Raw genomic sequence first — 23329 nt, 5'->3', positions numbered from 1 at the left:
CTGCCCCTGTTCCCAGGTGCTGCGGCGCACGCAGCGGAGCCTCAGGTGTTCCGGCCCTGCCGGCCGCCGAGGCCGGCAGGGCCGAGCCTGTTCAGGTGGGCCGCCGGGTCAGTCGAGCGCAGTGCAGTGGCGGCGCGCGCACCGCAGCGCCGTGCCAGCGCGGCACCCCGCTGGCCGCGCCGGTGGGTGCAGGCGCCTGACTTCAAACGGCTCAGGCCTGAGGCTGCCGAGGGGCAGCAGCACCGCACCGCCACCCACCGGATACCGGCGGAACGGCGTGACCCCCTGCCGGCCGTTCACCCTGCGGGCCGAGGTACCCTTCACCCCGGTGGGTGGTCTGGGCGGGAGATCGGATCTGCCCAGCGCCGAGGCGGCGAGGCAGGCGGCGCCCGCCGGAAAAGCCCGCCGAGGCGCCCATGCGCCGCGCCTGGACCGGCCGCGGCAGAGTCCCGGGAGGACGCCCCCTGCTGGGGAGCCTGCCTCAGGCCACGCCGTGCTACACCTGTCCAGGCCGATCATGGTTGACGCGATCGTCGTGGGGGCCGGGCAGGCGGGGCTGGCCACGGCCCACCATCTGCAGCGCCGTGGGCTGCCGTTTCTGATGCTGGAGGCAGGCGCACGCCCGGTCGGCTCCTGGCTGCGGCATTACGACAGCCTGAAACTGTTTTCCCCGGCCCGCTACGCGGCTCTGCCGGGCCTGCCTTTTCCGGGTGACCCGGACCACTACCCGGCCCGCGATGAGGTGACGGCGTACCTGGAGGCGTACGCCCGGCAGCACCGCGTTCCGCTGGTCACCGGCGCGGACGTCACCCAGGTGCTGCCCACCGGCGCGGCGTTCCGCGTCCTGACCGGCGACGGCCGGACCTTCAGCACCCGGACGCTGGTGGCGGCGACCGGGACGTACCGCACGCCGCGCGTTCCGGAGCTCCCGGGACACGCGAGCTTTCAGGGCCGGACGCTGCATTCGCTGGAGTACCGGCAGCCGGACCCTTTCCGCGGGGAACGGGTCGTGGTGGTGGGGGCCGGGAACTCTGCCGTGCAGATCGCGGTGGAGCTCGCCCGGATGGCGCGGGTCACGCTGGCGGCACGCACGCCGGTGCCGTTCGTCCCGCAGCGTCCGCTGGGGCGGGATGTCCACGACTGGATCACGTGGCTGCAGGTCGACCAGCTGCCGCTGGGCCAGTTTGGCCGGCTGCCCAGCCCGCGGAGCGTGTTCGATCCGGGCACGTACCGCGCGGCGTTCCGTGAAGGCCGCCTGGACCAGCGCCCCATGTTCGCCCGCTTTACGGCGCGGGGTGTGGTGTGGTCCACAGGGCGTGAGGAGGCGGTCGACAGCGTTGTTTTTGCGACCGGCTACCGCACCGGCCTCGAGTACCTGTTCGGCACCGGGGCGCTGGACGTGCGGGGCGAACCGGTGCAGCGGCTGGGCCGGAGTCTCACGGTGCCGGGCCTGTACTACGCGGGTCTCAGCGGGCAGCGCGCGTTCGCGTCCGCGACCCTGCGGGGCGCCGGTCCGGATGCCGAACTCGTGGTCCGGTACCTCGCCGGCCATCTTCAGCGGCAGAGCAGCGGGCCGCCAGGGGGCCCGCTGGCCCCCCTCCGCGCGGCCTGGAAGGCCAGGCGCCGCTGAGCCTGCCCACGGCGTTCAGGCCCGCCCGGGGCGGCGCACGCCGAACGCCCGGCCCTGCGTGAACAGGCCCAGGTACGTCTGCCGCGCCGCCTCGGCGTAGGTCGGGTAGGGCGCGGGCAGGAGGGCCAGCTTGAGCGGGTGAACGCCCAGGCGGGCGGGCAGGCTCAGCAACTGCGCCAGCTCCCCGGCCGGGCCGCCCACCACCTGGGCGCCGACCACCCGCAGGCCCAGCGGCGTGCCCAGCCACCCCCGAAGCGCAACGAGTTTCACAAAGCCCGGCGTGCCCTCCGTGATGGCGCGGTCCAGGTGACCGAAATCAAACTCCACGACGGTCACCCGCCGGCCGTACTGCCGCACCGCGTCCGTTTCCGTCAGGCCCCAGTGGGCCACTTCAGGCGCCGTGAACGTCACCCAGGGAATCCGCTCGACCTGGGCACCCGGCGCGCGGGCGCGCGCCAGCAGGCGCCCGAGCAGGCCGGTGGCGCCCAGGCCCGCGAGTGTGCCCCGCTCCGTCGCCCCATGGGTGAACATCGGGCCGCCCACCACGTCTCCCGCGCCGCTCAGGTACGGCACCGTCGTGGAGCGCATCCGGGCGTCCACGTGAAGACCGCGCTCGTCGTAGGCGGCGCCAATCACGTCCAGGCCGAGGTGATGCACGTTGGGCTGCTTGCCGGTGGCGAGCAGCACGTGCGAGGCATGAACGGTCGCGCCGCCTGCCAGTTCGGCGGCGACGCCGTCCGGCCCGTGCCGCATCCGCTGGACGGTGGCGTTCAGGTGCACGGTCACCCCGTCGGCCCGCAGGACCTGCAGCAGGTGCCGGGCCGCCTCGGGTTCATCCCGGGGCAGCAGCTGCGCTGCGGATTGAATGAGGGTCACGTCGCTGCCCAGACGCACGAACGCCTGCGCCATCTCACACCCGACCGGGCCACCGCCGAGGATCAACAGGTGAACGGGGGCCTGCGGCAGGTCAAAGAGGGTCTCGGTGGTGAGGTAGGGCAGGTCCGCGAGCCCCGGAATGGGCGGAACCACCGGATGCGCCCCAGTGGCCAGAATGACTTCCTGCGCCACGATCTGATGCGTGTGCCCTTCACACTGCAGTTCCAGGGTGCGGGGCGCCACGAAGCGGGCCTCGCCGTTTACCACCCGCACGCCACTGGCCTGCACGGCCTGCGGGCTGTCCGCCGCCTGGAAGGCGAGGGTGGTCCGGCGCAGGGTGGCCTGGACGGCCGCCCAGTTGGGGGTGCCCAGCACGGCGAGTCCCAGCGCCTCGGTGGAGCGCGCGGCGTGAACCCGCCGGGCCAGGGAAAGCAGCGTTTTGGACGGCACGCAGCCGGTGAACAGGCACTCGCCACCCAGCCGGTCGCGCTCGATCAGCATGACCGTCCGGCCCCGGGCCGCAGCAACCTGAGCGGCCGTCAGCCCCGCCGCTCCGCCGCCCAGCACCGCCACGTCCACCGACATGACCGCCTCGCCGAGCGCGCACGGCACGTTCCACACGGCTGGTGAGGCCGTCACTCGAGCGCCTCCAGTTCCAGCTGCTCAATCAGGGTCTCCAGGCCCCGGACGTTCACGCGGTAGTCGCCGCGGGTTCCGCGCACGAGGCCCTGGGCGCGCCACGCGCTGATCGCCTGGGTGGCGCTCACGCGGCTGGCGTTCGCCATGCTCGCAATCTCGTCGTGCCGGAGGTCCAGCCTGAGGTGATACACGTGGCCGCCGAGGTCCTCACCCAGCCGGACCGCGAGTTCCGCCATGACGCGCGCCAGGCGCACCTGCACCGGCTGGGTCATCACGTGCAGGCGCTCCTCCAGGAGCGCGTTGCGCCGGGCCAGCACCACCGCAAAAGTCAGGGCCACCCGGGGCAACTGCGTGGCGACTTCCAGAAACTGTTCGCGGCTCACCGGGCACACGACCGTGTGGTCGGTCAGGCACACTGCATCAGCCAGACAGGTCCGGGCGAGGGTCAGGAAGTTCTCCCCGAAGAAGTCGTCCGGACCGCAGACGGTCAGGACGCGCTCGTTGCCCAGCCAGCCGGGCTGGGCGAGCTTGACGTGCCCTTCAAGCAGGATGTACAGATTTCCTGCCGGCTCACCCCGCCGGTAGACGCGTTCGCCGCGGCTGTAGCGGCGGGGCGGGCAGATCTGCCCCAGCCGCTGCATGTCCGGCTCACTGATGGAGTTCATCCAGTCGGTGTCGGTGACCGCCCAGGCCCGTTGTGGCGCCCGCGGGGCTGCCCCCACGCCGAGCAGGGAAAGCAGCCGGCGCGTCGGATCAACCGGGCTCATGACGGAACTCCGCGGAACAGGCGCAACACAGGGGCACAGGCATGCGCCAGTCTGGCCTGCCGGAACAGACGCGTGTGTTGCCGGCGCGACAGGTTCCAGCCGGACCTGATCGTTCCGCTGCTCCGGCCTGTGACTGTTCCGGCATGGGCATCAGGGCGTGATCGGGTGCACCGTGGCCTGCCGGTGGGTCAGCGCCGCGAAGGTCCCGCCCAGCACTGCCCCGTAGATCAGGTGGCCCATCAGGCTCATGAGGTTCGGCGTGCTCAACGCATTGGCAAACTGAACGCCCATCCCCATCATGGTGGGCATCACGACCAGTGGCCCCAGAATCCACCACAGCAGCCCGTACATCACCCCCAGTCCGGCGCCTTCACCGCGCGAATGCACCCGGTGACCCAGCAGCAGTCCAAAGCCCGCGCCGATCAGCATGCTGAGCAGCAGGTGCAGGGCGAACCCAACCGCAGCGCTGGAACTGCCAATCAACCCCGCAATCATGGGCAGCATGCCCATCATGCCCATCAGCATGCCAAAGACCATACCGCCCGCGAGTCCACCCATACCGCCTGCTTTCAGTGTGTCTGTGTTCATGATTATTCCTCCACAGCCAGCGTGAAGGTCAGCGCCGCCCGCGCGTGTCAACCAAACAACAGGGTGGCCCGGGCAGGCCAGAGGGGCGCGGCCCTGGGCGGCCTTCCGCACGCCCCTCACCCACATGCGCCGACCTTCGCCGGCGGTCCGGGCGCTCAGGGTGAAGCGTCAGTTCACGCCTGCTCCCGGTGAGGGGAGACCAGAGTCCGGGCCGGGCCGAAGGCTCACGTGACCCGGCTTCATCTCCTCCTGAGGCTGTCCTGGGAACCGGTGCGCTGAGGCGTCCGGACCGGCCGCGGTCTAGACTGGCCGTATGGTGGCTTCCGATTCGGCACCGGTGGCTTCGCTGCCCAACCTGGGGGACAAAAGCGCCCGTTTGCTGCGGCAGGCCGGCATCGTGACCATCGGGGAGCTGCGCGAGGTGGGTCCAGTCGAAACGTACCGGCGGCTGCTCGCCCTGGGTGAGCGGCCCTCCCTCGTGCTGCTGTGGGCCATGGTGGCCGGACTCCGCGGTGAACACTGGCTCCAGGTGAACAACCACGAGAAAGTTCAGCTCAAAGCGCAGCTCCGCGGCACGCCGGAGGATCCTCGACCAGCGGAAGTCCAGGCGATGTAAAACCAGGCGGTGCAGCGGCACGGCACCCGGCGGGCAACTGCGTCCCTCGCGGCGACGGCCTGAGCATCGTTCGAGGCCCTCGTTTCGGTTTCACGTTGGGTGGCGGGCCTGCTCGATCAGGCCGTCGTGCAGCATGTGCAGCAGCCGCTCGAAGCTCTCGTCGACCTGGAGGGCCAGACCAAAGCCGCCTCCCACCTCCAGGTCGATAAAACCGCGGAGCGCGGCGCGCAGGCAGCGGGTGGCGTGCAGGGCGGCGTCTCCTTCAAGGCCATACCCACGGAGAACTGCCAGCACCGCGTCGACATACTTTGTTCCAAGGGCGTGTGAGTGCTCGCTGCCCTGCATCACCGGAAGTTGCATTGCGGCGTACAGGCCCGGGTGGCCTTTGGCGTACCTGCGGTGCGCGTGTGCAAGCGCGTCAAGCGCCTCCCGGCCTGATCGGCCTGCAATCGCGTCTCGGCTGACCTCCAGCATCTCCCGCAGGCCGCGTTGCATGAGGCCGTCGCGCACGGCGTCGAGACTTTCGACGTGGTTATACAAGCTCGGGGGTTTCACCCTGAGTTCCTGTGCCAGGCGCGAGATCGAGAGCGCGCCGAGGCCTTCGGCATCGGCGATGGAGGCGGCTGCGTTCAGAACGCGCTGGAGGTCCAGTCCGGCGCGTGGCACCTATCGCACGCCCTTCAGGAAGTTCAGGAGACGTGGCGCAACCTGTTCGGGCATCTCGGTGTGAGGATAGTGCCCGGCACCTTCGACGATCATGACTTCGCCCCTGGTGCGGCTGGCGAGCCACTGGGCTTCGGCGGTGGGGTCTCTGAAGTCGGGGTCTTTGGTCCCCATGACGATCAGGGTGGGTTTGGGGGGCACGCCAAGGATGCCTTCGGTGTCTGCTTTGCTGAGATCAATCATGGTTTTCAGCGCGCGCATCCGGCCGTTCTCGCGCAGGTTCGCGACAAGGTGCGCCCGGTAACTGCGGTGGTCAGCAGGTTTCCTGGTGGGGAACAGGGTGTCCCAGTACCACGTCCAGAAGTTCACGCGCCAGGGGCCGGCGAAGCCGACTTCGAGGATGGCCTTGATGAAGAAGGGAGGCGGCTGGGGAGGGTCGCGGACGACTGGGCCAAGCATGGCGACGGCACTGATTTTTTCGGGGGCGTCATGGGCCGCCCACGCGGCGGCGCCGGCGGCGAAGGAGTTGCCGAGGAGCACAACCTCTGTGACGCCAAGATGGTCAATCAGGGCGATGATGTCGCGTCCCACAGCGTGCGCACTGTAGTCAGTCCACTGCGCGCCTGTGTCGCCGTGTCCGCGGATGTCCAGGGTGACGACGCGGTAGCCGGCCTGCGTGAGGTAAGGGGTGAGATGGCGATATTCGCCGCGCAGGTCGCCCATGCCGGGAAGAGCGATAATGAGGGGACCGACGCCACCCGTGTCATCGAACGCGAGGGTGTTGCCGTCGTGCTGGAGGGAGTGTAAGGCCATGGAAGGCTCCTTTTGGTGCGGGGCTGGTGTGATGCGGGCAGCGCCGTTGAAGGGGAAGTGGCGTGGTTGGCGGCGGCGGACTTCATTGGCCTTTCCTATCCCGATTTGTATACTGGCTAATACAATTAGTTTTGTCAAACCCACCTGCCATTTTTGCAGGAGTGATACTTCACACATTTGATGGATGCGCCGCGCGGGAAAGCGGCCGAAGCTAAAGCACGTATGACGATGAACGTGTTCACCTCCCTCCCGCAGCTGCACGACTCTCCAAAGGCACGACTCCGAAGGGCTTCCACCGTCCACCGTCTCGAGTGTTCCCACCAGTGTTCTCTCGTCGTACACGGCACTGAAACGGCTGCCCACCCCCTGAGCCCTGCCAGACAGACCCTCAGCGCCTCAAGGGTCCCCCATCAAGGAAACCGCGGTACACGCAGCACACCCCCCCGCAACCTGGAGGCTTCCCCATGACCGTCCACTCCCCCCCTGTCCTTGCGTCCGTTCCCAACACCCGGCCCGTCGCCAGACGCTGGGAGAACCTCGTGACCATTCTGCTGGGCTTCTGGCTCATGATTGGACTGTTCGTCGATGGTTGGGCACATTCCAACCTGCCGTCCAGCCTGGAAACATTTTTCACGCCCTGGCACGGCCTGTTCTATTCTGGCTACCTGGCCACCGCTGGCTGGATTGCTCTGCTGGTCTGGCGCCACGTCCGCCGGGGCGCACGTGGATTGAACGCTGTGCCTCTGGGCTACGATCTGGGCCTTGCTGGCATTGCTGTGTTCGGCCTTGGCGGCGTCGGAGACCTGCTCTGGCACACCATCTTCGGGATTGAAAAAGATGTGGAGGCCCTGCTCAGCCCGACCCATCTCCTGCTGCTGCTGGGCATGCAGCTGATTGTGCTGAGCCCTTTCAAAGCCCGGTGGAAGCATCCTCACGCAGACCACGCACCACGGTTTGGTGCGTTCCTGCCGACTCTGCTGTCCGCAACGGCGGCCCTCAGTTTCGTGTCTTTCTTCCACATGTACGTCTGGGGGTCCACCGTAACGCTGCACGTCAAACACAGCGTTAAGTACCTGACTCAACAGGGCGACCTCACAGCCCAATTGGCGCAGAACTACAATCTCGCGTCCATCCTCTTTACCACTGTCATTCTGCTGCTGCCCCTGTTGCTCATGGCGCGACGCTGGCGCTTGCCTTTCGGGAGTCTGACCTTCCTTTACGGGCTGAATGGACTGCTGATGTCAGCACTGAGTTTCGCCGGGGCTCAGGACCTGGGGGGGTTGGTGCTGCTGGCCAGTCCCCTGGCTGCCGGCCTCGTGGCGGATCTCCTGCTGCGGCGGGAGGATGTCCGCACGCATGCGTGGGGACTGTGGCTCATTGGATTCGTGACCCCCGTCGTGTTGTGGGGAGTGCATTTCCTGGTGGTGTCTGTGCTTTTCGGGGAGGGATGGAGTGTGGAGCTCTGGGCTGGAATTACGTTCATGGCGGGCCTTGCCGGCTTTGCGCTGAGTTTCCTGGCGGCCCCCCCTGCGCCGCCCATCCCACAACCCGGACACCATTGACTGACCCGCTGAATGCGTGTTGATTCAGCCACGGCAGGAGGTCTGGGAAGGTCAGTTGAGCGAGAAACGAGAAATGCGGGCGGCGGTCTGACACTCAGACCGCCGCCCGCATTTCTCGTGGATTGTGCCAGGCAGACAGGCGGAGCAGCGAAGCCGGATTTTTTAAAGCAGGCTGCGGTTGCACACCGCGGTTCGCTCGAAACTCAGGTTGGCCGTACCTGGCTGACCCTGCCAGAGTTCCCAACCGTGACTCACTGACCGGGCCTGCTTTTCCGCGGTCGTCGGGCCGATTTCCTGACGCCGGCGCGTTCAGCTTGCCTCAGGTTTCCCGGGAAAGGTCAGTACCACCGCCGGGGGTGCAAAAGGGGGGGTGCGAAATCTTATGTTCGGCTTAATGTGGTCTTACTGATCCGAGCGGAAATCGGCAGCGAACCTGACGTCACCACAGTCCCGATATGGGATGAATCTGAGCTCCCGATGCTCTCAGGCAACGCGTAGGACAGTACCAACACGAGGACACGTTGTGAGCCACGACCGGTCCGCTGGTCACTCTTCTCTTTGGCTGCGATGAATCCTGCCCTGTAATGCGGTCACCTCAGGCAGGAGGAGCAAATGGTGAGCCCGGCCAAACCCAAGGAGCCGTATGTTCTACCACCTGGCTCGTCCGTTGAGTCTCGTCGCCGCTGTCACCTCCGTCCTTCTGGCCTCCTGCGGTCAGACGCCCGTCGCCACCGCCCCGACCCTCAGCGCGCAGGATGTCGCGTTTAACGCCAGCACCGGCACCGGCTTCGTGGGGAAAGGCGACGTCCAGCTCGCTTTCGGCTGGAACAACCAGGCCCTGCAGAAGAACGCCAAATACGTTACGTTCACCTACAACGCGACCGAGTCGTACCACTACGATTGCACCTTTACCGTTGTGGTGGGCCGCGACCGAGTGGCGCAGCCTCAAACCGTGACTCGCGGCCGCTCAGCGGCGGTCAACGCCACGATCACCAACGACGCCCGCGTGAGGAACCAGATCACCGGCTTCAACCTGACCGGAATGAGCGCCTTCACGTCTGACAGCACGGTCCCGCTCGACGGTGGGTCCTGCCCGGGTGGCCCGTTGCACGACGGCGTGATTTCGAACGTCACTCTCGACTCGGCCTCGTCCACTGGCGGCCTGTTCGTGAACTACAACGGCGTGAGCGTGACTCTGCCCAACACGCCCGTCGTGCTCGCCACCCCCTGATCCAGCCGGAACGTCCCGGTCCAGCGGGGACGTTCCGCCACAAGCGATGCCACTGCGGGACCTCCACCGGAGGTCCCGCACCGCTGAGTTGTGCTGGCCCCCCACGCATAAAATCCCCGGCGAACACTGAAAAACCGGGTTCAGCCTTCCCGGGCTGCGGTCTGCTGCAGGTTTGTCCGGAGGTGCGCCGAAACACCATCAGGGCATACCTCTGACCGGGTCGCCGACTGTTCCCCAGGTTGGTGCGGTCATGGGGGCAACCCTTTGGCCTGCTCTTCCGGGCTTGGCTGCGCGACAACAACGACACCAGGCTGCATTCCTGGCCCAATGACCGGTACCTGAACGAACTTGCCCACCCGGAACCGGCGGACTCAGGGCCGTCATGGTGAATTCGACTGGTTGTGCCCCCAGGGGACCTGCACAGACTACGGCGCGTGATCACGCTCAGCGTCCGCCGGTGTGGACGGTGCAGGTGGGCGGCGCGGGGTCTCCCGTGCGCTGAGGCCGTGGAGAGCAGACGGCCCCCGGCGGGCAGCCCGGTCGTGCGGAGCCCGGTGCCGGCGATGTGCTGCTCCAGCACCGGCGGGGTGCCGCTCAGGGCGACCGATTCACGGTGCGGGTCTCAGCGCTCTGGGCGCGGCAGGCCCCGGCCGTCACTGGCATGCAGGTTCATCCAGGCCGGCACGGCCTCCGCAGCCAGCGGGCGACTGAGCAGGTAGCCCTGCGTGCGGTCGCATTCGAGCGCCTCCGTCAGCTGCCACTGAATGGCGCCCTCCACGCCTTCAGCGACGACCGTCATTTTCATGTCATGGGCCATGTCGACGATGGCTTTTACGATCCGGTGGGTGCGGGCGTTGCCTTCGAGATCCCGCACAAAGGACTGATCGAGTTTCAGGACGTCAAATGGAAGCTGGGCAAGCGTCTGCATGGACGAATGCCCCACGCCGAAGTCATCCAGCGCGAGACGGACGTTCAGGTGATGCAGTGCGGCGAGCTTCGCCCGGACCACCTCGGAACACTGAAACACCATCTGCTCGGTCAGCTCGAGTTCGAGTTGCTCACCGTTCAGGCCCGCAGCACGCAGCGCCGCCTCCACCTGATGCACGAACTCCGGGTGCTGCAACTGCACCTGAGAGACATTCACCGCCATGTGAAGGTTCAGGGCCCCACGGTCCTGCCAGGCGCGTAGCTGCCGGCACGCCTGGCGCATCACCCATTCGCCCAACGGCAGGATCAGTCCGGTGCGTTCGGCCACGGGGATAAAGACGTCGGGCGGCACCAGCCCCAGCGTTTTGTGCTGCCAGCGCAGCAGCGCTTCAAAGCCCCACAGGCGGCGCTGCGCGTCAAGTTGCGGCTGGTACATCAGGAACAGCTCGTTGCGTTCGAGGGCGCCCGGCAGGGCCGCGGCAATCTGCTGCGCCAGGCGCTGCTGGTCCGTGACGGTGGGCGAGAACCGCGCGGCGGATCCGCCGCCGGCATGCCGGGCATTGTACTGCGCCACCGCCGCGTGCTTGTGCAGCGCCACCACGTCCTGCCCGTCGACTGGAAAGATGCTGACGCCCACGGACGCGGTAACTGGAAGAGGCGCCGGCAGGTCAGGCAGGACGAACGGCTCGGCGAAGGCGTTCATCACCTGATTAACGACGCGGAACGCGTGGTGTTCGTCAGGAACGTCCTCGGCAATCAGCATGAACGTCTCGTCGTCCCAGTGGGCGAGGGTGCTGAACGCTCCTGGCAGGTCCTGCAACCGCCGGGCGATCTGCACGGCCAGGGCGTCCCGGAACTCGGCGGATGAGGCGCTCTGGGCGTCACTTGGCGGCTCCGGCTGAAGCAGGAGAAGGGCGAAAGACGTCGCCGATCGCTGTGCGTGCCACAGGGACTGCCGGAGCCGGTCGTTCGCAAGGGGCCGTGCGGGCAGGCCGGTGCGGGCATCGAACAGCGCGTGGCGGTGCAGCGTCTGAATCAGCCGCTCCTGCTGCACGGCGGCGGCGGCCTGGTGCACAAGGGCTTCAAGCCAGGCCACGTCATCATCCGTGAAAGGTGGCCCCCACGGCAGATTGATGAGCGTGAGCGTCCCGAAGACGCGTGTCTTCATCATGATGGGCAGCACGATGATGTCGCCACACACCGTCTCACGCCGGCGCTGCCGGGCCTCCGGGCCTTCCCGCGGGTCGTCCTGCCCCGCGGGTGAGCGCGCCACCCGCCGCTCGCGCAGCACCCAGCCGGTCAGGCCGGTGGCCAGTTCCTGCCAGGTGGGGCGCTGCACGTGCACCGCGCCCGGACCGGCCACCAGAAAGTGCTCCACGCGGGGCACGTCCTCACTCAAGGTGAGCAGGACGGCGCGGTTGACTCCCAGCACCGCCACGACACTATTCACCACGCGGCGCAGCAACTCCTCTTCGCTCGGCCCGTCGGTGAGGGTCCGGGCCATGTCGTACAGCGCCTGTGCTCGCTGCAGCGTCTGACGCTCGCGTGCGGCAGCGTGTGGCTCAGTCATGGCCCTATGGTATAGGGTTCACCGGTTCAGTACCGGGCAAATCCGGCTCGCGCACCGGCCGCCGGCAGCAGGGTGCAGGTCCTGTGCGTCCTTTCTGCAGGGCACCCCGAAGTGAGGCAGTGGCGCTTCCTTCGCGGGGGTTGCGCGGCGCATCACGCTGGGTCTGCGTGCCTGAACGGCCCTCGCCGCTGTGCAGAGGACTACCAGTCCACCAACAGGCCCACACGCCTTTCCGACGCGCAGAAATATCTGCGGGCGGAGTGGGTAGCGTATAGCAGACGGCACCCAAACTTTGAGGGTGGCGTACGTCCACGCCGGACGGCCCGAAGGACACGCTCAGGCGGCGCAGGCGATTGAGGCTGCGCTCATGTCAGCACGAGTCAGGTTCGCTCGCCGCCTCTGCGGTGGCGTTTGAGTCCGCGCAGGCGGGGGGTCAGGAACCGGCCTCACCTCACTCGTCAGGCCGACTGGGCCTGTTGCACCTCTGCCCCGCAGTTCTCCTGGAGCCCCGGCACGACGCGGCCCGGGTGCACTTCACCACGGACGGGAGCGGACGTCCACCGTGCTGGTGACGGCTGTTTGCCGGCCCGCCGTGCAGGGCGCCGCGCTGCCCCTCAAGGCCGGCGGCGGCGGCGGGTCCCTGCCGCACCTTGTGCCAGCAGGTTTCGTGCGCGGTCAGGCCCCTGCTCCAGGTGATCTGGCGCGTCACGGCCGCGTGCAGACCCGCCTGCCCGTGGTACGAACGGCCGTGAAGGTGGGCCACCATCTGGCCAGCCCCTCCATTGGGCTCCTCAGCCCGGACGAGCCGTCATTTTCGCTTTGGGCAGGCTGATCGAGAAGGTGGCCCCTTGATCCACCGCGCCCGAGGCCCAGACCTCACCTCCGTGCCGCAACACAATGCGCCGGACGTTGGCCAGGCCCACCCCGGTGCCTTCGAAGTCCTCCTGGCGGTGTAAGCGCTGGAACACGCCAAACAGCCGGCTCGCGTGGGCCGGGTCAAAGCCGACGCCGTTGTCCCGGATCTCCAGGACCCAGTGGTCCGGGCGCTCCACGGCCTTCACTTCAATCACCGTCAGCGCCCGGTGCTGGGAGTACTTCAGGGCGTTCGAGATCAGATTGAGCAGCGCCAGCCGGAGCAGGTCCTGATCCCCCAGCACCAGCGGCAGTGGACCGATCTGCCAGGAAATCTCTCGTTCAAGCAGATCCGGGACCAACTCGGCGCGCACGTCAGCCAGCACGGCGCCCAGGTCCACGAGTCGCAGCAGCAGCGGCTGCCGGGACGTTCGGGACAGCTCGAGCATGGCATCAATCAGGCTGTTCATGCGGTAGGCCGCCTGCTCGATCACGGTCAGGGACCGCAGCGTCTTCTCGTTGGGGCTGTCACCCAGGGATTTGCGCAGCACCGAACTGAAGCCCGCAATATGCCGGACGGGCGTGCGGAGGTCATGACTGACGCTGTACGCGAACGCTTCAAGTTCTTCGTTGGCGTCTCCCAGCGCGCGGGTCTGGGCATCCAGCGTGTCGCGCTGCGCAGTGAGCTGGCCGAGGTACCCGGCGCGTTCCAGGGCGAGGCTGAGGCTGTGCACGGTGGTGTCCAGCACGGCCCGGTCGACGGCCGTCCAGGTCCGCTGGTGAAACAGACCCAGCGCGAACAGGCCCACCGTCCGGCCCTGCACCTGTACAGGAAGGGTCACCACCGCCTGAACGTGCTGCACGACCTCCACCGGCGTATCGGCGCCCTGCGCGTAGACGTCCTGGTAGAACGGTTCACCACTTCTGAAGGGCGTCAGCAACGTGGGGGAATCAAACGGCAGGCCCGCCGTGACGAGGGTCTGCAGGCGGTCATCGCCCAGATCACCCACCTGGGCCTTGACGCGCCACAGCCCCTCTTCCAGCTCGTAGTACACCGCGTACCCTTCGGGCAGCAAGGACAGCACGATCTCCTGCGCCCGGCGCACCAGCGCGAAGCGGTCCGTTTCCGCCATCATGTCCCGTGACAGCTGCACAAACGCCTCCAGCGCCTGGGTGCGCGCCAGGAGAACGCCAGTCAGGTCCGCCGTGCGGAGCGCGCCGGTCACCTGGCTTCTGAACAGTTCCAGAAAGTCGCGGTACGGCGCGTTCACCTGCTTCCTGGCATTCAGGCCGACGACAAGCACGCCGAGTCGGTCCGCCGCCGTACCGCGCTCAACGAGGGGCAGGACGGCCACCTGCGTGACCGGTTCGGGCCAGGGTGAGGCAGGCTGTGGGGGAATGCTGAGAATGTCCAGGTCATCCCCCTGCCTCCAGGCGTCAGGGATCTGATGAAACGACGCCAGTGCGGCGTCCTCCAGGCCCACCCCCGCCTGATACGTCAGGGCCTGCCGGGCGCCTGTCAGGTACAGCAGCGCAAAGGGCAGGTCAGCGGGATTGGTCTGAACACTGTCCATCACGGCCGTGGTGATCTGGGCCGCGTCGCCGGCGCGCAGCAGCTGGGCCGCGAGGTGGGCCAGCGTTTCGGTCCGGCGGTTGCCCAGCACCCGGTCGGTGGTTTCGTTGACAGTGGCGAGCATACGCTCGACCCGGCCATCGCCGTGAATGGGCGTGTAGCTGGCGTCGAAGTAACACTCCTCCAGGTAGCCGTGCCGGATGAGCGGCACGAGAATATTCTCGAAGGCGAAGGCCTCACCCCGCTCAAGCAGCGCGTCAAAGTACGGCTTCAGGCCAGGGTAGCCGTCGCGCCCGAAAATGGCGGCGGTCGGGCGGCCCAGTGCGCCCGGGTGCTTGTCGGCACCGAGAATAGGGCGGTAGGCATCGTTGTAAAAGGCAAGCAGGTCGTGAGTCCAGCCGATGTACATCGGCTGTTTCGAGGCGAGCATCAGCTCGACGTAGGTGCGCAGGCGCGGCGACCACGTGCCGGGCGCGCCCAGCGGCGACTGGGTCCAGTCGTACTCCCGCAGCAGGGCGCCCATCTCACCGCCCTGGTCAAACAGGGTGTGCTCAGTCAGGGGCGTGGACGAACCATCTGCGGTCATGCCTTCCTTTTATCAGGTCGTCCCGGGCCGGGGTGTGCTCTGTGGGCGTGAATCGTGAGTGAGCTCGCCGGCAGGCCGGACCGGGACGGCCCGGTCGGCTTGCCGCGCCAGGGGAACGCAGCGGCGTTGGGCTGAAGCTCTCCAGTCATCCGGGCTGCACGCTCCAGTTGAGCCGTTCAGGGTGCCCCGCGCGCCTCGCCGGGCTGGCGTCTCCTGTGTGACGTGTTCAGAAGCGAGGCCTCCGTTGAGAGCCTGACTCCGGGCTGCCCCAGGGTCTCCAGGACAAGGCCACCGGTTTGACGGGGTGCCCCTCAGGCCGTCAGTGCCTCCTCCGTCGCCAGCTGCGCTGGCCCGCACAGCCAGGACCCAGCAGGACGCCCGGCCCCCGACAATCACCCGTGCAGATCCTGCCGCACGGCTCCTCGCCAGGGCTGTGCTCCCACTCCTGCCCTCTGCGGCAGCACTCGTCCCAATGTCCTGGCGCGGCGAACACATTCACCCGGGCATCACGTCACCTGGAAGCGCTGGCGCCCGGAGCTTCCCGGTGAGTTCACCTGCCGCCGTTGTCTGCCCACTGACCCGGCCCTTCACGCGTCCCTGATGCGCCCGGGAGCTTCAGCCTTTGGGCAGGGTGAAGCCAAACGTGGCCCCAGCCCCGGGCACGCCGCTCGCCATGACCTGGCCCCCATGCCGCTGAATGATGCGGCGCACATTGGCCAGCCCGACGCCCACCCCTTCGAACTCGTCCTGACGGTGTAACCGCTGGAACACCGTGAACAGCTTGTCGGTGTACCGGGGATCGAAACCGGCGCCGTTGTCCCGCACGAACACAGCCCACTCCGCGGGCCGCTCCTCAGCCCAGACTTCAATCACGGCGCCGTCACGGTGCTGGCTGTACTTCAGCGCATTCGACAGCAGATTCATCATGACCTGACGCAGCGTGTCGGCGTCCCCCATGATCGGAGGAAGCGGCCGGATCTCCCAGCGCACGGCCCGGGCCGTGGGTTCAGGGAGCAACTCCTGGCGCAGCTGAGCCACCAGGTGATCCAGGTGCACGCGGGTCACCCGCAGGGGAAGCCGGGACGTCCGGGAGAGATCCAGCATCGCGTCAATCAAGGTGTGCATTCGCTGCGCCGCCTCTTCAATCACGGTCAGGTAGCGCGGCGCCCTGCCGTTCAGGTCCGCTCCCAGCGCTTGACGCAGCAGGCTCGAGAAGCTGACGATGTGCCGCACGGGGGTGCGCAGGTCGTGCGACACGCTGTACGCGAAGGCCTCAAGTTCCTCATTGGCCGCCTCCAGCTTGCGGCGTTCCTCCGTGAGGTGCTGCATCGCGTTCGCGCGCTCGACCGCCAGATTCAACCCGCGTCCGAGCGCGCGGAGGGTGGCCCGCTCGCGCTCGGTCCAGCTGCGGGCGTCCTGAGTGCCCAGCGTGAACAGTCCACGGACCGCGCCCTGAGCGCCCACCGGGAGCAGGGCCACGGCCCCGTACGACTCGGCGCTGGAGATATGCTCGCGCGTAGCGTCCCACCCGTCCACGAACAGTGGAACGCCGCCGCGCTCCACCTCGGCGAAGTTCGGGGCGTCCTGCGGGATCCCCGCGCAGATCTGCGTAACGATGTCCGGCAAGACGTCCTCTGACCACACCTGCGCGACCCAGCGGTCGTTCGAGCGTTCGTAGTACGCGACGCTGACCTGCTTGAGACTCGAGCGCGCGACCTTCACGGCCTAGCGCACCAGGGCCCGCAGGTCAGTCTCGGTCCCGACCGCCTCGCTGAACGCCACGAAGGCGTCGAGGGCCACCACGGCGTCCTGCGCCTCCCGGCGGGCCGTAATGTCGCGGGAGACCGCGCTGACCTGGTGCACGTGACCGTGAGCGTCGTAGATGGGTGCGACACTCACCTCCCACTCCCGGGGGCTGCCTTTGTACGTGGTCGTTGGGGCTTCGAAGGTGCTGGCCTCCCCGGCGCAGGCGCGTTCCAGGGCGGCTTCCACCAGCGTGCGCGCTTCACCCGTCCAGAAGCTCGGCCAGGCGAGATTCCGGCACAGTTCAAAGTCGTCGATTTCCATGGTGACGCGCCCGCCCGCGTTCATGTCGAGCAGCCGTCCTTCCAGATCAACGACTTTGATGCAGTTCGGACTGGCGTCGATCACGCCCTGAAGGGTCTGGCGGCGGAACTGCTCGTCTTTCAGGCCGCTGATGTTGCTGCCGGTCATCAACCACTGGTCGGCTTCGCGCGTGGCGTTCAGGTGAAACCACTGCAGCTCACCGCCGACGTCACGGAGGGGAAGATCCAGTGCAAAGGTGGACCCGCTGGACATCAGCCGCTCGAACCGGGCGGCGTCGTCGGGTGAGAGCCTGGTCCGCACGTCTATGGGCGGGTCCGTGTCTCTTTGGGCCGTGAAGGAACGCCAGGCGCGGTTGCCCCAGTGAATGAGGCCGTCCGGGCTGGCCAGCCACACCAGCTGTGGCAGCGCGTCCAGCCATAGCCGCGCTTCCAGAGGGGGGGCAGTCAACATCCCTCATCTTAACCTGCCGCTCATCCTTATGGCGGCGCGGATGCGCCCTTTCACCCTGATGAATGTTGTCGGTCGAGGGCGCCTCGCTGGCCGGCAGGGTCCGCGCGAAGAACGGCAGTCAGGCGTTTAACGACCACGAACATGCTGCCCCACACGCACGCCACGTAGAGCAGCAGGCCAACGCCAAAGAGGTGGGACGCACGGGCGCGGGAATGCGCAGGGGGGGTCATGCGGTCCCCGGGCGGGCCTGCCGCGCCGTCCAGGCGCCCCCAGCGCTCGCGGCCATGACCAGCACCACCGCGACCCACTGACTGACGAGCAGCGTCTCGCGGAGGACCACCCACCCGAACAGCGCAGCGACCACGGGTTCAAGACTCAGGAGCACGCTGAAGGTGCGGGCCGGCAGGGTTCGCAGCGCGATCAGTTCCAGCGTGAATGGAACGGCGCTGGACAGCACCGCCAGGAGCGCCCCGGCCGCCAGCAGACCGGGCGTCACTTTCACCAGTGCGCCGCTGGTCAGGATGAACGGCAGCACGGTCAGGGTGGCCACGATCATGCCGGCCGTCACGCCCACACCGCTGCTGACCACCCGCGACACTTTGCCGCCCAGGACGACGTATGCCGCCCAGCAGCCACCGGCGAGCAGGGCCAGGATCATGCCCAGCCCATCGGGCCCCTGACCGCTCCAGGGGGCAATCAGCACGACGCCCACGGCGGCCAGGGCGACCCACAGCAGGTCCAGCGTCTGGCGTGAGGTGAGCGTCGCGAGCAGCAGCGGACCCACGAACTCCAGCGTGACGGCCAGACCAAGAGGAATCCGGGCCAACGACAGGTAATACAAGCAGGTTCATGGCGCCCAGCACCAGGCCGTACGGCAGGATGACGCGCCACTGGGCGGCCGTGAGCGGACGGAGGGCCGGGCGGAAGATCAGGCACAGCACGACGGCCGCCAGGCCAATGCGCAGACCGGTGGCGCCCACCGGGCCGAGCTGCGCAAACAGGCCCTTGGCGAGCGCGGCGCCCCCCTGCACGCTGAGCACGGAGAGCAGCAGCGCCGGAATCGCCGGCATCGCGGCGGGGAGTTGGGCGGCGCGGATCATGTCGTGAAGTCTGCCGGACGATTTCCCGGCTGCCTACGGCGCGCGCCCGGTGATCTGCACCGCGGCCGTCGGAACTTCCGACGGCTTTCTATACTGGGCCATGTCCGCGGGACCGACCCTGATTCAACTGCGCGCCTTCGTGTCCGCTGCGGAAGCAGGCAGTTTTGGCCGGGCCGCCTTCATGCTGGCGATGTCACCCAGCAGCCTGAGTGAAAGTGTTCAGGCGCTCGAACGGCTCTACGGTCAATCACTCTTCCGCCGGTCGTCCGTCGGACTGACCCTGACCGACCTGGGAAAACGCGCCCTGGTGCATGCCCGGCTGAGTCTCCAGCACAGCGAGGACTTCGGCCTGGTGCTGAACGAAGGCCGGGCGTTGAACGGCCTCCTGAAGGTCGCGGCGTACCGGAGCCTGGGCATTCACCTGCTGCCTCCCGTACTGGCCCTGCTCAGACAGCAGCACCCTGACCTGCAGGTCCACCTGCTGGACGGCACGTCTGGCCAGAGCAAGGAGCATCTCGTGCAGGATGGCCGGGCGGACCTGGCGTTTCAGGAACTGCCCCAGGAGACCCCCCTGCGCACGGTGCCGTTGCTTCAGGATGACTACGTGATCGTGGCGCCGCCCGGAGAGGGACTCCCCCCGAAAGGATGGGCGGATCTGTGCGCCCAGCCGGTGCTGGTGTCCCCGTCCCAGCATGACTGCAACGAGCGGCTGTACGCGCACCTGCACCGTCACCTGATCCCGGGCACGCGGGTGCAGGAGATTGAAGAGGACGAGGTGATGGTGTCGATGGTCCGGCACGGCCTCAGGGTGGCCATCATGCCGAGGCTGGCGGTCCTCAACATCGACCTGACGGTGCACCCGCTGCCGACGCCATTGACGCGGCAGCTCGGGTTGATCCTGAAAGCTGGACGCGCTGGCCTCCCGCACGTGCAGGCTTTTGTGCGGGCGCTCACGCACCACCAGCAGACGGAGGCATTCGCTCAGTTGCAGCAGCTGCTCCACCGGGCTCAGGCCGTGCACTGAAGTGCCTGTCAGCGTGTGCCGCCTGAGCTCAGCCGGCAAGCGCCTTCCTTATCACCGGCGCGGCACGCGAGCAGACAGGTCCGTTCCTGGGCGCGCCACGTCAAGGGTCGTTCCTGTCCGCTGGCCCGGCACGTTCCCTTCGCGGCGCCCACAGCAGCGTCGGGCGGGTTCAGGCGTCGGCGCCTGTTCGACTGACCTGCTGCGTGAGGCACAGGCGCCACTTGAGCCGCGTGGTTCCTGTGCCACGCTGACGTTCATACGGACAGGCCAGTCATCACCCTGAACCCAATTCTCCGTGCCCGGTCAGGGGCGCCACCTCACCACCTCCCCGCCAGCAGGACCGTCATTCCCCACCAGCGCGGGGCCCGAAGGGCCGCGTAGCCTTCCCGCTGGTGGCCGCAGAATCTCCTGTTCACCACGGCGCTTGACACCATCAGCCCCGCAAAGTCACCCCACCCGCGCCACGTGGCGTGAGCGTTCTCGGTCCCCCTGGAGCTGGGCTGGACGCCACCGACTGTCCATACGGGCCGGAGCGCGCGTGACGACCCGGACTGGAGTACGGAGCAGGAGACGGGAGCAGGTCCCGGCGTGCACAGGAGCGATACGCGACCCTGGCCCCGGCGCGGCGCCGGGGGGGTACGCTGAGGGCAGGGGACGCGCACGCCCGGCAACCCCGGGGGTGGCTGCCCGCTGGCCTGACCTCCCACGCGGGACGTCCCGGGGCCCCCCGCGATCCCCGCCGCCCCACCGGGAAAGGAAGGCCGCATGGACCCGTCAGACCGCGACAGCCGCTTCACCGGCTCCGTTCCGCAGCTCTACGACCAGTACATGGTGCCGCTGATGTTCGGACCCTACGCCGACGACCTCGCCGCCCGTGTCGTGGCCCGCCGGCCTGCCCGGGTCCTTGAGGTCGCCGCGGGCACCGGGGTGCTCACCCGGCGGCTCGCCCGCGACCTCAGCGCCGACGTGCCCATTGTCGCCACCGACCTGAACCTGCCCATGCTCAACCAGGCCGCCGCGACCGGAACGCCCCGGCCCGTGGCGTGGCAGCAGGCCGACGCGCTGCACCTGCCGTTCCCCGACGGGGACTTCGATGTCGTCGTCTGCCAGTTCGGGGTGATGTTCTTCCCCGACCGGGCGAGGGCCTTCGCGGAGGCGCGGCGGGTTCTGCGGCCAGGCGGGGTCTTTCTGTTCAATGTCTGGGACCGTCTGGAGCACAACGAGTTCGCCCACACCGTTCAGGAGGCGCTGGAAGTCGCCTTTCCCGATGATCCGCCGCGCTTCATGGCGCGCGTGCCGCACGGGTACCACGACCCCGCCGTGATTGCCCGGGATCTGGCCGCCGGGGGCTTCGGGCAGGTGCCTGACTTCATCACCGTGGCCGCACGCAGCCGGGCCGAATCGCCGCGCAATGTGGCCGTGGCCCTCTGTCAGGGCACGCCGATGCGCGGCGAGATCGAAACGCGGGGCCCCGACTGCCTGAACGAAGCGACCGACGCGGCGACAGCGGCGCTCACCCAACGCTTCGGCCCGGGGCCCGTGGAGGGCCGGCTCCAGGCCCAGGTAATCAGCGTCGAGTGGTGAACTTCCACCGAAAAACGGAGGCCGCCAGCGGGCGCTGCCAGCGCCGCATGGGGAAGACGACGTACGGTGAGCATTCACCCGGAGAGGCTCTAGCGTTACGGCGTCCCCCTGTAGGAACCGCCTGTGCTCCACACCGCGCAGTACGGGCAGAGTGTTCTGGGGCGCGCTTCACCACCTCGACTGAGCGGGCTCACCCCTCCAGCCCACCTGGCAGACATTCTCAGGGAGGCCTCCGATGACGATGGGCGCAACGATGTCTCGAACTGCACGCCCGGATTGCGATATTCGTATCATCTCACCCACGCCACCTGTCCTTCGCACGGCCGGCGTGACCATCAACAGACTGTTTTCAGGGCGTGGTGGCATAGGGCAGGGCGGCAGACTCGAACGTCAGGTCACCTGCCTTTCCAGGGCCTGTTTCTTTCTGCACGCCAGCACCGCGTCACAACCGTCGCAGGGGCATGATGGGTACTCGCCAAAAGAAGGACAGCGTGCCAGCACGCTGTCCTCTAACGAAGTGCCTGATGTAGGGACTCAGGAGGTCAGAAGTCGAAGGCCGCCCTGCATCATGCTTTCCCTGATGGTGGGTAAGAGAAGGACCTGCGGATCCATCAGGAGAACGCGGCGGTGCCAGATCACCTCACGGCAGGTTCGTGGTTGGTGTTTCCTCCGGGATCGCCACGGTCACACTCACGGTGGGTGATTCGCTGCGGTCTGAGGCATTCTCAGCGGCGTCACGCGCCACCACGGTGTAGGTCGCTGTCGTGCCGTTCTGCGTGCTGTTAAAGCTTTCGGTGTAGGTCAAGCCGTCTGCTGGCGTGCTGTCGGTGGCGACCAGGACGTCATTCTTGTAGAAGTCCACCGCCGCGACGCCCGTACGGTCGTAGGCATTGACAGACAGCGTCACGCTGCTGGTGTCGGTCACCGTCACCGGTGACGGGACGGTGGTGGCCTGGTAGGTGGCGCTGAGGGTCACCTGGGCGGGCGCGGTGCTGTTGGGTGCGTCCACGTTGGTGATGTGGAATTTGACCGGAAGGATTCGGCCGTTGACGACCGTCACGTAGTCCGGCGTGGGTTTCTTCTTGCTGCGGTCGGTACCGGTCGGTGCGGGGTCGATATCCACGTGGCCGAGCGAAGCGCCGTTCAGCAGGACGCTGACACGGTAGTACTTGTTGTTGTCGAGCCCGGCAGTCGCCGTGTTCCAGTCGAACTGATAGTGAGGGTTGCTCCAGCGGCCAGTGTTGGCGTTGAAGGCGGCATCGACGAAAACCAGGCCGTTGGCGGCGGAGTACTCGGGGCCAACGCTCACAACGGTGCTGTGGTCAAAGCTGATCTGGTCGACGCGGACGGTGAGGGCGCCGGCGAGGTCCGGGTTGATGTCCCCGTCAACTGTGGGGTTGGTGACGACGGGTGACAGCAGGAAGAAGCCGTCCGTGCCGCCGGTCGTGTCGTCGTGGAGCGCGGAGGCCAGGGCCTGGGTGGTAAGGGGCGCTGCGGGGGTGGTGCGGCCGCAGGAGGCGAGAAGAAGGGCGGTGCCGAAGATACTGGCCAACAGTTTCTGGTTGTTCATGTGATTCTCCTGTGTACTGGTCATAAGGGGGTGTTTCAGGGAGCAGGCCACTGAATGGAGGAAACCTTCGTTGTCTGTGAGGACAGCATGACCAGATGTCCAGAAAGATGAAGACGGATTTCTCACGAAGAGTGGTCAGGGGGCGGGGGTGACGGGGGCATCCATTGGGGGAAATCTCCCCCTCCCCAGACCCCTCTCCATAGCGTCATCACAATGAACACACCGAACCCCACCGGTCAAAGTGGGGCTGGTCAATCAGGCTTGGGAGAGCCAAGCTGAGTTGCAAGGGGCCGTCGACGAGAGATGTGCTTGGCTGATGAGTCAAGAGGCCCTGATTTCGCACACCACGTTCTTCCACTTGCTTCCCAATGCATGATGGCCAATCTTTACTTCAGTTTGATATCAGCCGGGAGGAACTGGGATCCTCGAACGCCTCAACCGGACCGACAAAGACCAGTTCGCGTTCCGCCAGGACTGGCACTCCATGGCCGATATCCGGGCCGCCATGCCGGATTTTCACCGCTGGTACAACCACGAACGCCGTCATTCGGCGCTCGGCTACGCCACGCCCTGGTCTACACTCACGTCATCGGCGAACGCTTGTAACGCCGCTTGAAGTCAAACCTGGAGCATTACCACCC

Annotated in this window: 17 protein-coding genes, 1 pseudogene and 1 riboswitch; of the genes and pseudogenes, 7 read left to right on the top strand and 11 right to left on the bottom strand. The window is 67.4% G+C overall.

The genetic code is table 11. The features are described from left to right. Positions 1 to 517: 517 nt before the first annotated feature. Positions 518 to 1630 (top strand): flavin-containing monooxygenase, encoded by a 1113-nt coding sequence (locus tag LAJ19_RS17360; RefSeq protein ID WP_225523745.1) that lies wholly within the window; start codon positions 518 to 520, stop codon positions 1628 to 1630. Positions 1631 to 1645: 15 nt separating this feature from the next. Here LAJ19_RS17360 and LAJ19_RS17355 read toward each other — a convergent pair whose 3' ends face one another. From LAJ19_RS17355 to LAJ19_RS17345, 3 genes are all read right to left on the bottom strand, one after another. Further along, positions 1646 to 3145: a dihydrolipoyl dehydrogenase family protein gene (locus LAJ19_RS17355; RefSeq protein WP_225523744.1), complete on the bottom strand. Its 1500-nt coding sequence runs from the start codon at positions 3143 to 3145 to the stop codon at positions 1646 to 1648. Beyond that, on the bottom strand, positions 3142 to 3912 hold the full coding sequence (locus tag LAJ19_RS17350; protein WP_225523743.1) for a Crp/Fnr family transcriptional regulator: 771 nt from the start codon (positions 3910 to 3912) through the stop codon (positions 3142 to 3144). The genes LAJ19_RS17355 and LAJ19_RS17350 overlap by 4 nt, the downstream gene beginning before the upstream one ends. Before the next feature lie 150 nt (positions 3913 to 4062). Next, positions 4063 to 4500 (bottom strand): hypothetical protein, encoded by a 438-nt coding sequence (locus LAJ19_RS17345; RefSeq protein ID WP_225523742.1) that lies wholly within the window; start codon positions 4498 to 4500, stop codon positions 4063 to 4065. A gap of 313 nt (positions 4501 to 4813) precedes the next feature. On the opposite strand from LAJ19_RS17345, the gene LAJ19_RS17340 reads away from it, so the two are divergent. Beyond that, complete coding sequence (locus LAJ19_RS17340; protein ID WP_225523741.1) at positions 4814 to 5116, top strand: TfoX/Sxy family protein; 303 nt, start codon at positions 4814 to 4816, stop codon at positions 5114 to 5116. Between the two features lie 90 nt (positions 5117 to 5206). On the opposite strand, the gene LAJ19_RS17335 is transcribed toward LAJ19_RS17340, so the two are convergent. Both LAJ19_RS17335 and LAJ19_RS17330 read right to left on the bottom strand, forming a co-directional pair. Beyond that, positions 5207 to 5782 (bottom strand): TetR/AcrR family transcriptional regulator, encoded by a 576-nt coding sequence (locus tag LAJ19_RS17335; protein WP_225523740.1) that lies wholly within the window; start codon positions 5780 to 5782, stop codon positions 5207 to 5209. Then, positions 5783 to 6592, bottom strand: coding sequence for an alpha/beta fold hydrolase (locus LAJ19_RS17330; RefSeq protein ID WP_225523739.1), 810 nt, complete (start codon positions 6590 to 6592; stop codon positions 5783 to 5785). A gap of 539 nt (positions 6593 to 7131) precedes the next feature. On the opposite strand from LAJ19_RS17330, the gene LAJ19_RS17325 reads away from it, so the two are divergent. Next, complete coding sequence (locus LAJ19_RS17325) at positions 7132 to 8154, top strand: hypothetical protein (protein ID WP_225523738.1); 1023 nt, start codon at positions 7132 to 7134, stop codon at positions 8152 to 8154. Positions 8155 to 8705: 551 nt separating this feature from the next. Continuing rightward, positions 8706 to 8790, top strand: a riboswitch (cyclic di-GMP riboswitch). 7 nt (positions 8791 to 8797) lie between these two features. Further along, entirely contained in the window at positions 8798 to 9385 is a 588-nt protein-coding gene (locus LAJ19_RS17320) for a hypothetical protein (protein ID WP_225523737.1), read from the top strand. Between the two features lie 622 nt (positions 9386 to 10007). Here LAJ19_RS17320 and LAJ19_RS17315 read toward each other — a convergent pair. From LAJ19_RS17315 to LAJ19_RS17295, 5 genes are all read right to left on the bottom strand, one after another. Further along, on the bottom strand, positions 10008 to 11882 hold the full coding sequence (locus LAJ19_RS17315) for a putative bifunctional diguanylate cyclase/phosphodiesterase (protein WP_225523736.1): 1875 nt from the start codon (positions 11880 to 11882) through the stop codon (positions 10008 to 10010). A 791-nt stretch (positions 11883 to 12673) separates the two neighbouring features. Further along, positions 12674 to 14893, bottom strand: coding sequence for a sensor histidine kinase (locus LAJ19_RS17310; protein WP_225523735.1), 2220 nt, complete (start codon positions 14891 to 14893; stop codon positions 12674 to 12676). Between the two features lie 615 nt (positions 14894 to 15508). Next, positions 15509 to 16615 carry a sensor histidine kinase gene (locus tag LAJ19_RS17305; RefSeq protein WP_225523734.1) on the bottom strand — a complete coding sequence of 369 codons (1107 nt, stop codon included), beginning with the start codon at positions 16613 to 16615 and terminating at the stop codon, positions 15509 to 15511. Between the two features lie 3 nt (positions 16616 to 16618). After that, positions 16619 to 17410 (bottom strand): PAS domain-containing protein, encoded by a 792-nt coding sequence (locus LAJ19_RS17300; protein WP_225523733.1) that lies wholly within the window; start codon positions 17408 to 17410, stop codon positions 16619 to 16621. A 226-nt stretch (positions 17411 to 17636) separates the two neighbouring features. Further along, positions 17637 to 18236, bottom strand: coding sequence for an EamA family transporter (locus LAJ19_RS17295; protein ID WP_349774847.1), 600 nt, complete (start codon positions 18234 to 18236; stop codon positions 17637 to 17639). A gap of 374 nt (positions 18237 to 18610) precedes the next feature. Here LAJ19_RS17295 and LAJ19_RS17290 point away from each other — a divergent pair, with 374 nt between their 5' ends. Beyond that, positions 18611 to 19534, top strand: a complete 924-nt coding sequence (locus LAJ19_RS17290; protein WP_225523732.1) for a LysR family transcriptional regulator — start codon at positions 18611 to 18613, stop codon at positions 19532 to 19534. Positions 19535 to 20299: 765 nt separating this feature from the next. Continuing rightward, positions 20300 to 21118, top strand: a complete 819-nt coding sequence (locus LAJ19_RS17285) for a class I SAM-dependent methyltransferase (protein WP_225523731.1) — start codon at positions 20300 to 20302, stop codon at positions 21116 to 21118. Positions 21119 to 21758: 640 nt separating this feature from the next. On the opposite strand, the gene LAJ19_RS17280 is transcribed toward LAJ19_RS17285, so the two are convergent. Next, positions 21759 to 22688 (bottom strand): hypothetical protein, encoded by a 930-nt coding sequence (locus tag LAJ19_RS17280; RefSeq protein ID WP_225523730.1) that lies wholly within the window; start codon positions 22686 to 22688, stop codon positions 21759 to 21761. 415 nt (positions 22689 to 23103) lie between these two features. Between LAJ19_RS17280 and LAJ19_RS17275 the strand changes: the two are divergent. Then, a pseudogene (locus LAJ19_RS17275) lies at positions 23104 to 23304 on the top strand (integrase core domain-containing protein); the annotation flags it as partial. Between the last annotated feature and the right edge of the window lie 25 nt (positions 23305 to 23329).

This window comes from Deinococcus taeanensis, from assembly GCF_020229735.1.
GTDB classification, from domain to species: domain Bacteria; phylum Deinococcota; class Deinococci; order Deinococcales; family Deinococcaceae; genus Deinococcus; species Deinococcus taeanensis.
The sequence above is the reverse complement of the archived record's forward strand: the minus strand, read 5'-3'. Positions and strand labels throughout refer to the sequence as shown.

Bases quoted from the DNA above. Each gene is read 5' to 3' on its own strand.
- LAJ19_RS17360 (WP_225523745.1), top strand. From the start codon at position 518: ATGGTTGACGCGATCGTCGTGGGGGCCGGGCAGGCGGGGCTGGCCACG.
- LAJ19_RS17350 (WP_225523743.1), bottom strand. From the start codon at position 3,912: ATGAGCCCGGTTGATCCGACGCGCCGGCTGCTTTCCCTGCTCGGCGTG.
- LAJ19_RS17345 (WP_225523742.1), bottom strand. From the start codon at position 4,500: ATGAACACAGACACACTGAAAGCAGGCGGTATGGGTGGACTCGCGGGC.
- LAJ19_RS17340 (WP_225523741.1), top strand. From the start codon at position 4,814: ATGGTGGCTTCCGATTCGGCACCGGTGGCTTCGCTGCCCAACCTGGGG.
- LAJ19_RS17330 (WP_225523739.1), bottom strand. From the start codon at position 6,592: ATGGCCTTACACTCCCTCCAGCACGACGGCAACACCCTCGCGTTCGAT.
- LAJ19_RS17320 (WP_225523737.1), top strand. From the start codon at position 8,798: ATGTTCTACCACCTGGCTCGTCCGTTGAGTCTCGTCGCCGCTGTCACC.
- LAJ19_RS17315 (WP_225523736.1), bottom strand. From the start codon at position 11,882: ATGACTGAGCCACACGCTGCCGCACGCGAGCGTCAGACGCTGCAGCGA.
- LAJ19_RS17310 (WP_225523735.1), bottom strand. From the start codon at position 14,893: ATGACCGCAGATGGTTCGTCCACGCCCCTGACTGAGCACACCCTGTTT.
- LAJ19_RS17300 (WP_225523733.1), bottom strand. From the start codon at position 17,410: ATGTTGACTGCCCCCCCTCTGGAAGCGCGGCTATGGCTGGACGCGCTG.
- LAJ19_RS17290 (WP_225523732.1), top strand. From the start codon at position 18,611: ATGTCCGCGGGACCGACCCTGATTCAACTGCGCGCCTTCGTGTCCGCT.
- LAJ19_RS17285 (WP_225523731.1), top strand. From the start codon at position 20,300: ATGGACCCGTCAGACCGCGACAGCCGCTTCACCGGCTCCGTTCCGCAG.
- LAJ19_RS17280 (WP_225523730.1), bottom strand. From the start codon at position 22,688: ATGAACAACCAGAAACTGTTGGCCAGTATCTTCGGCACCGCCCTTCTT.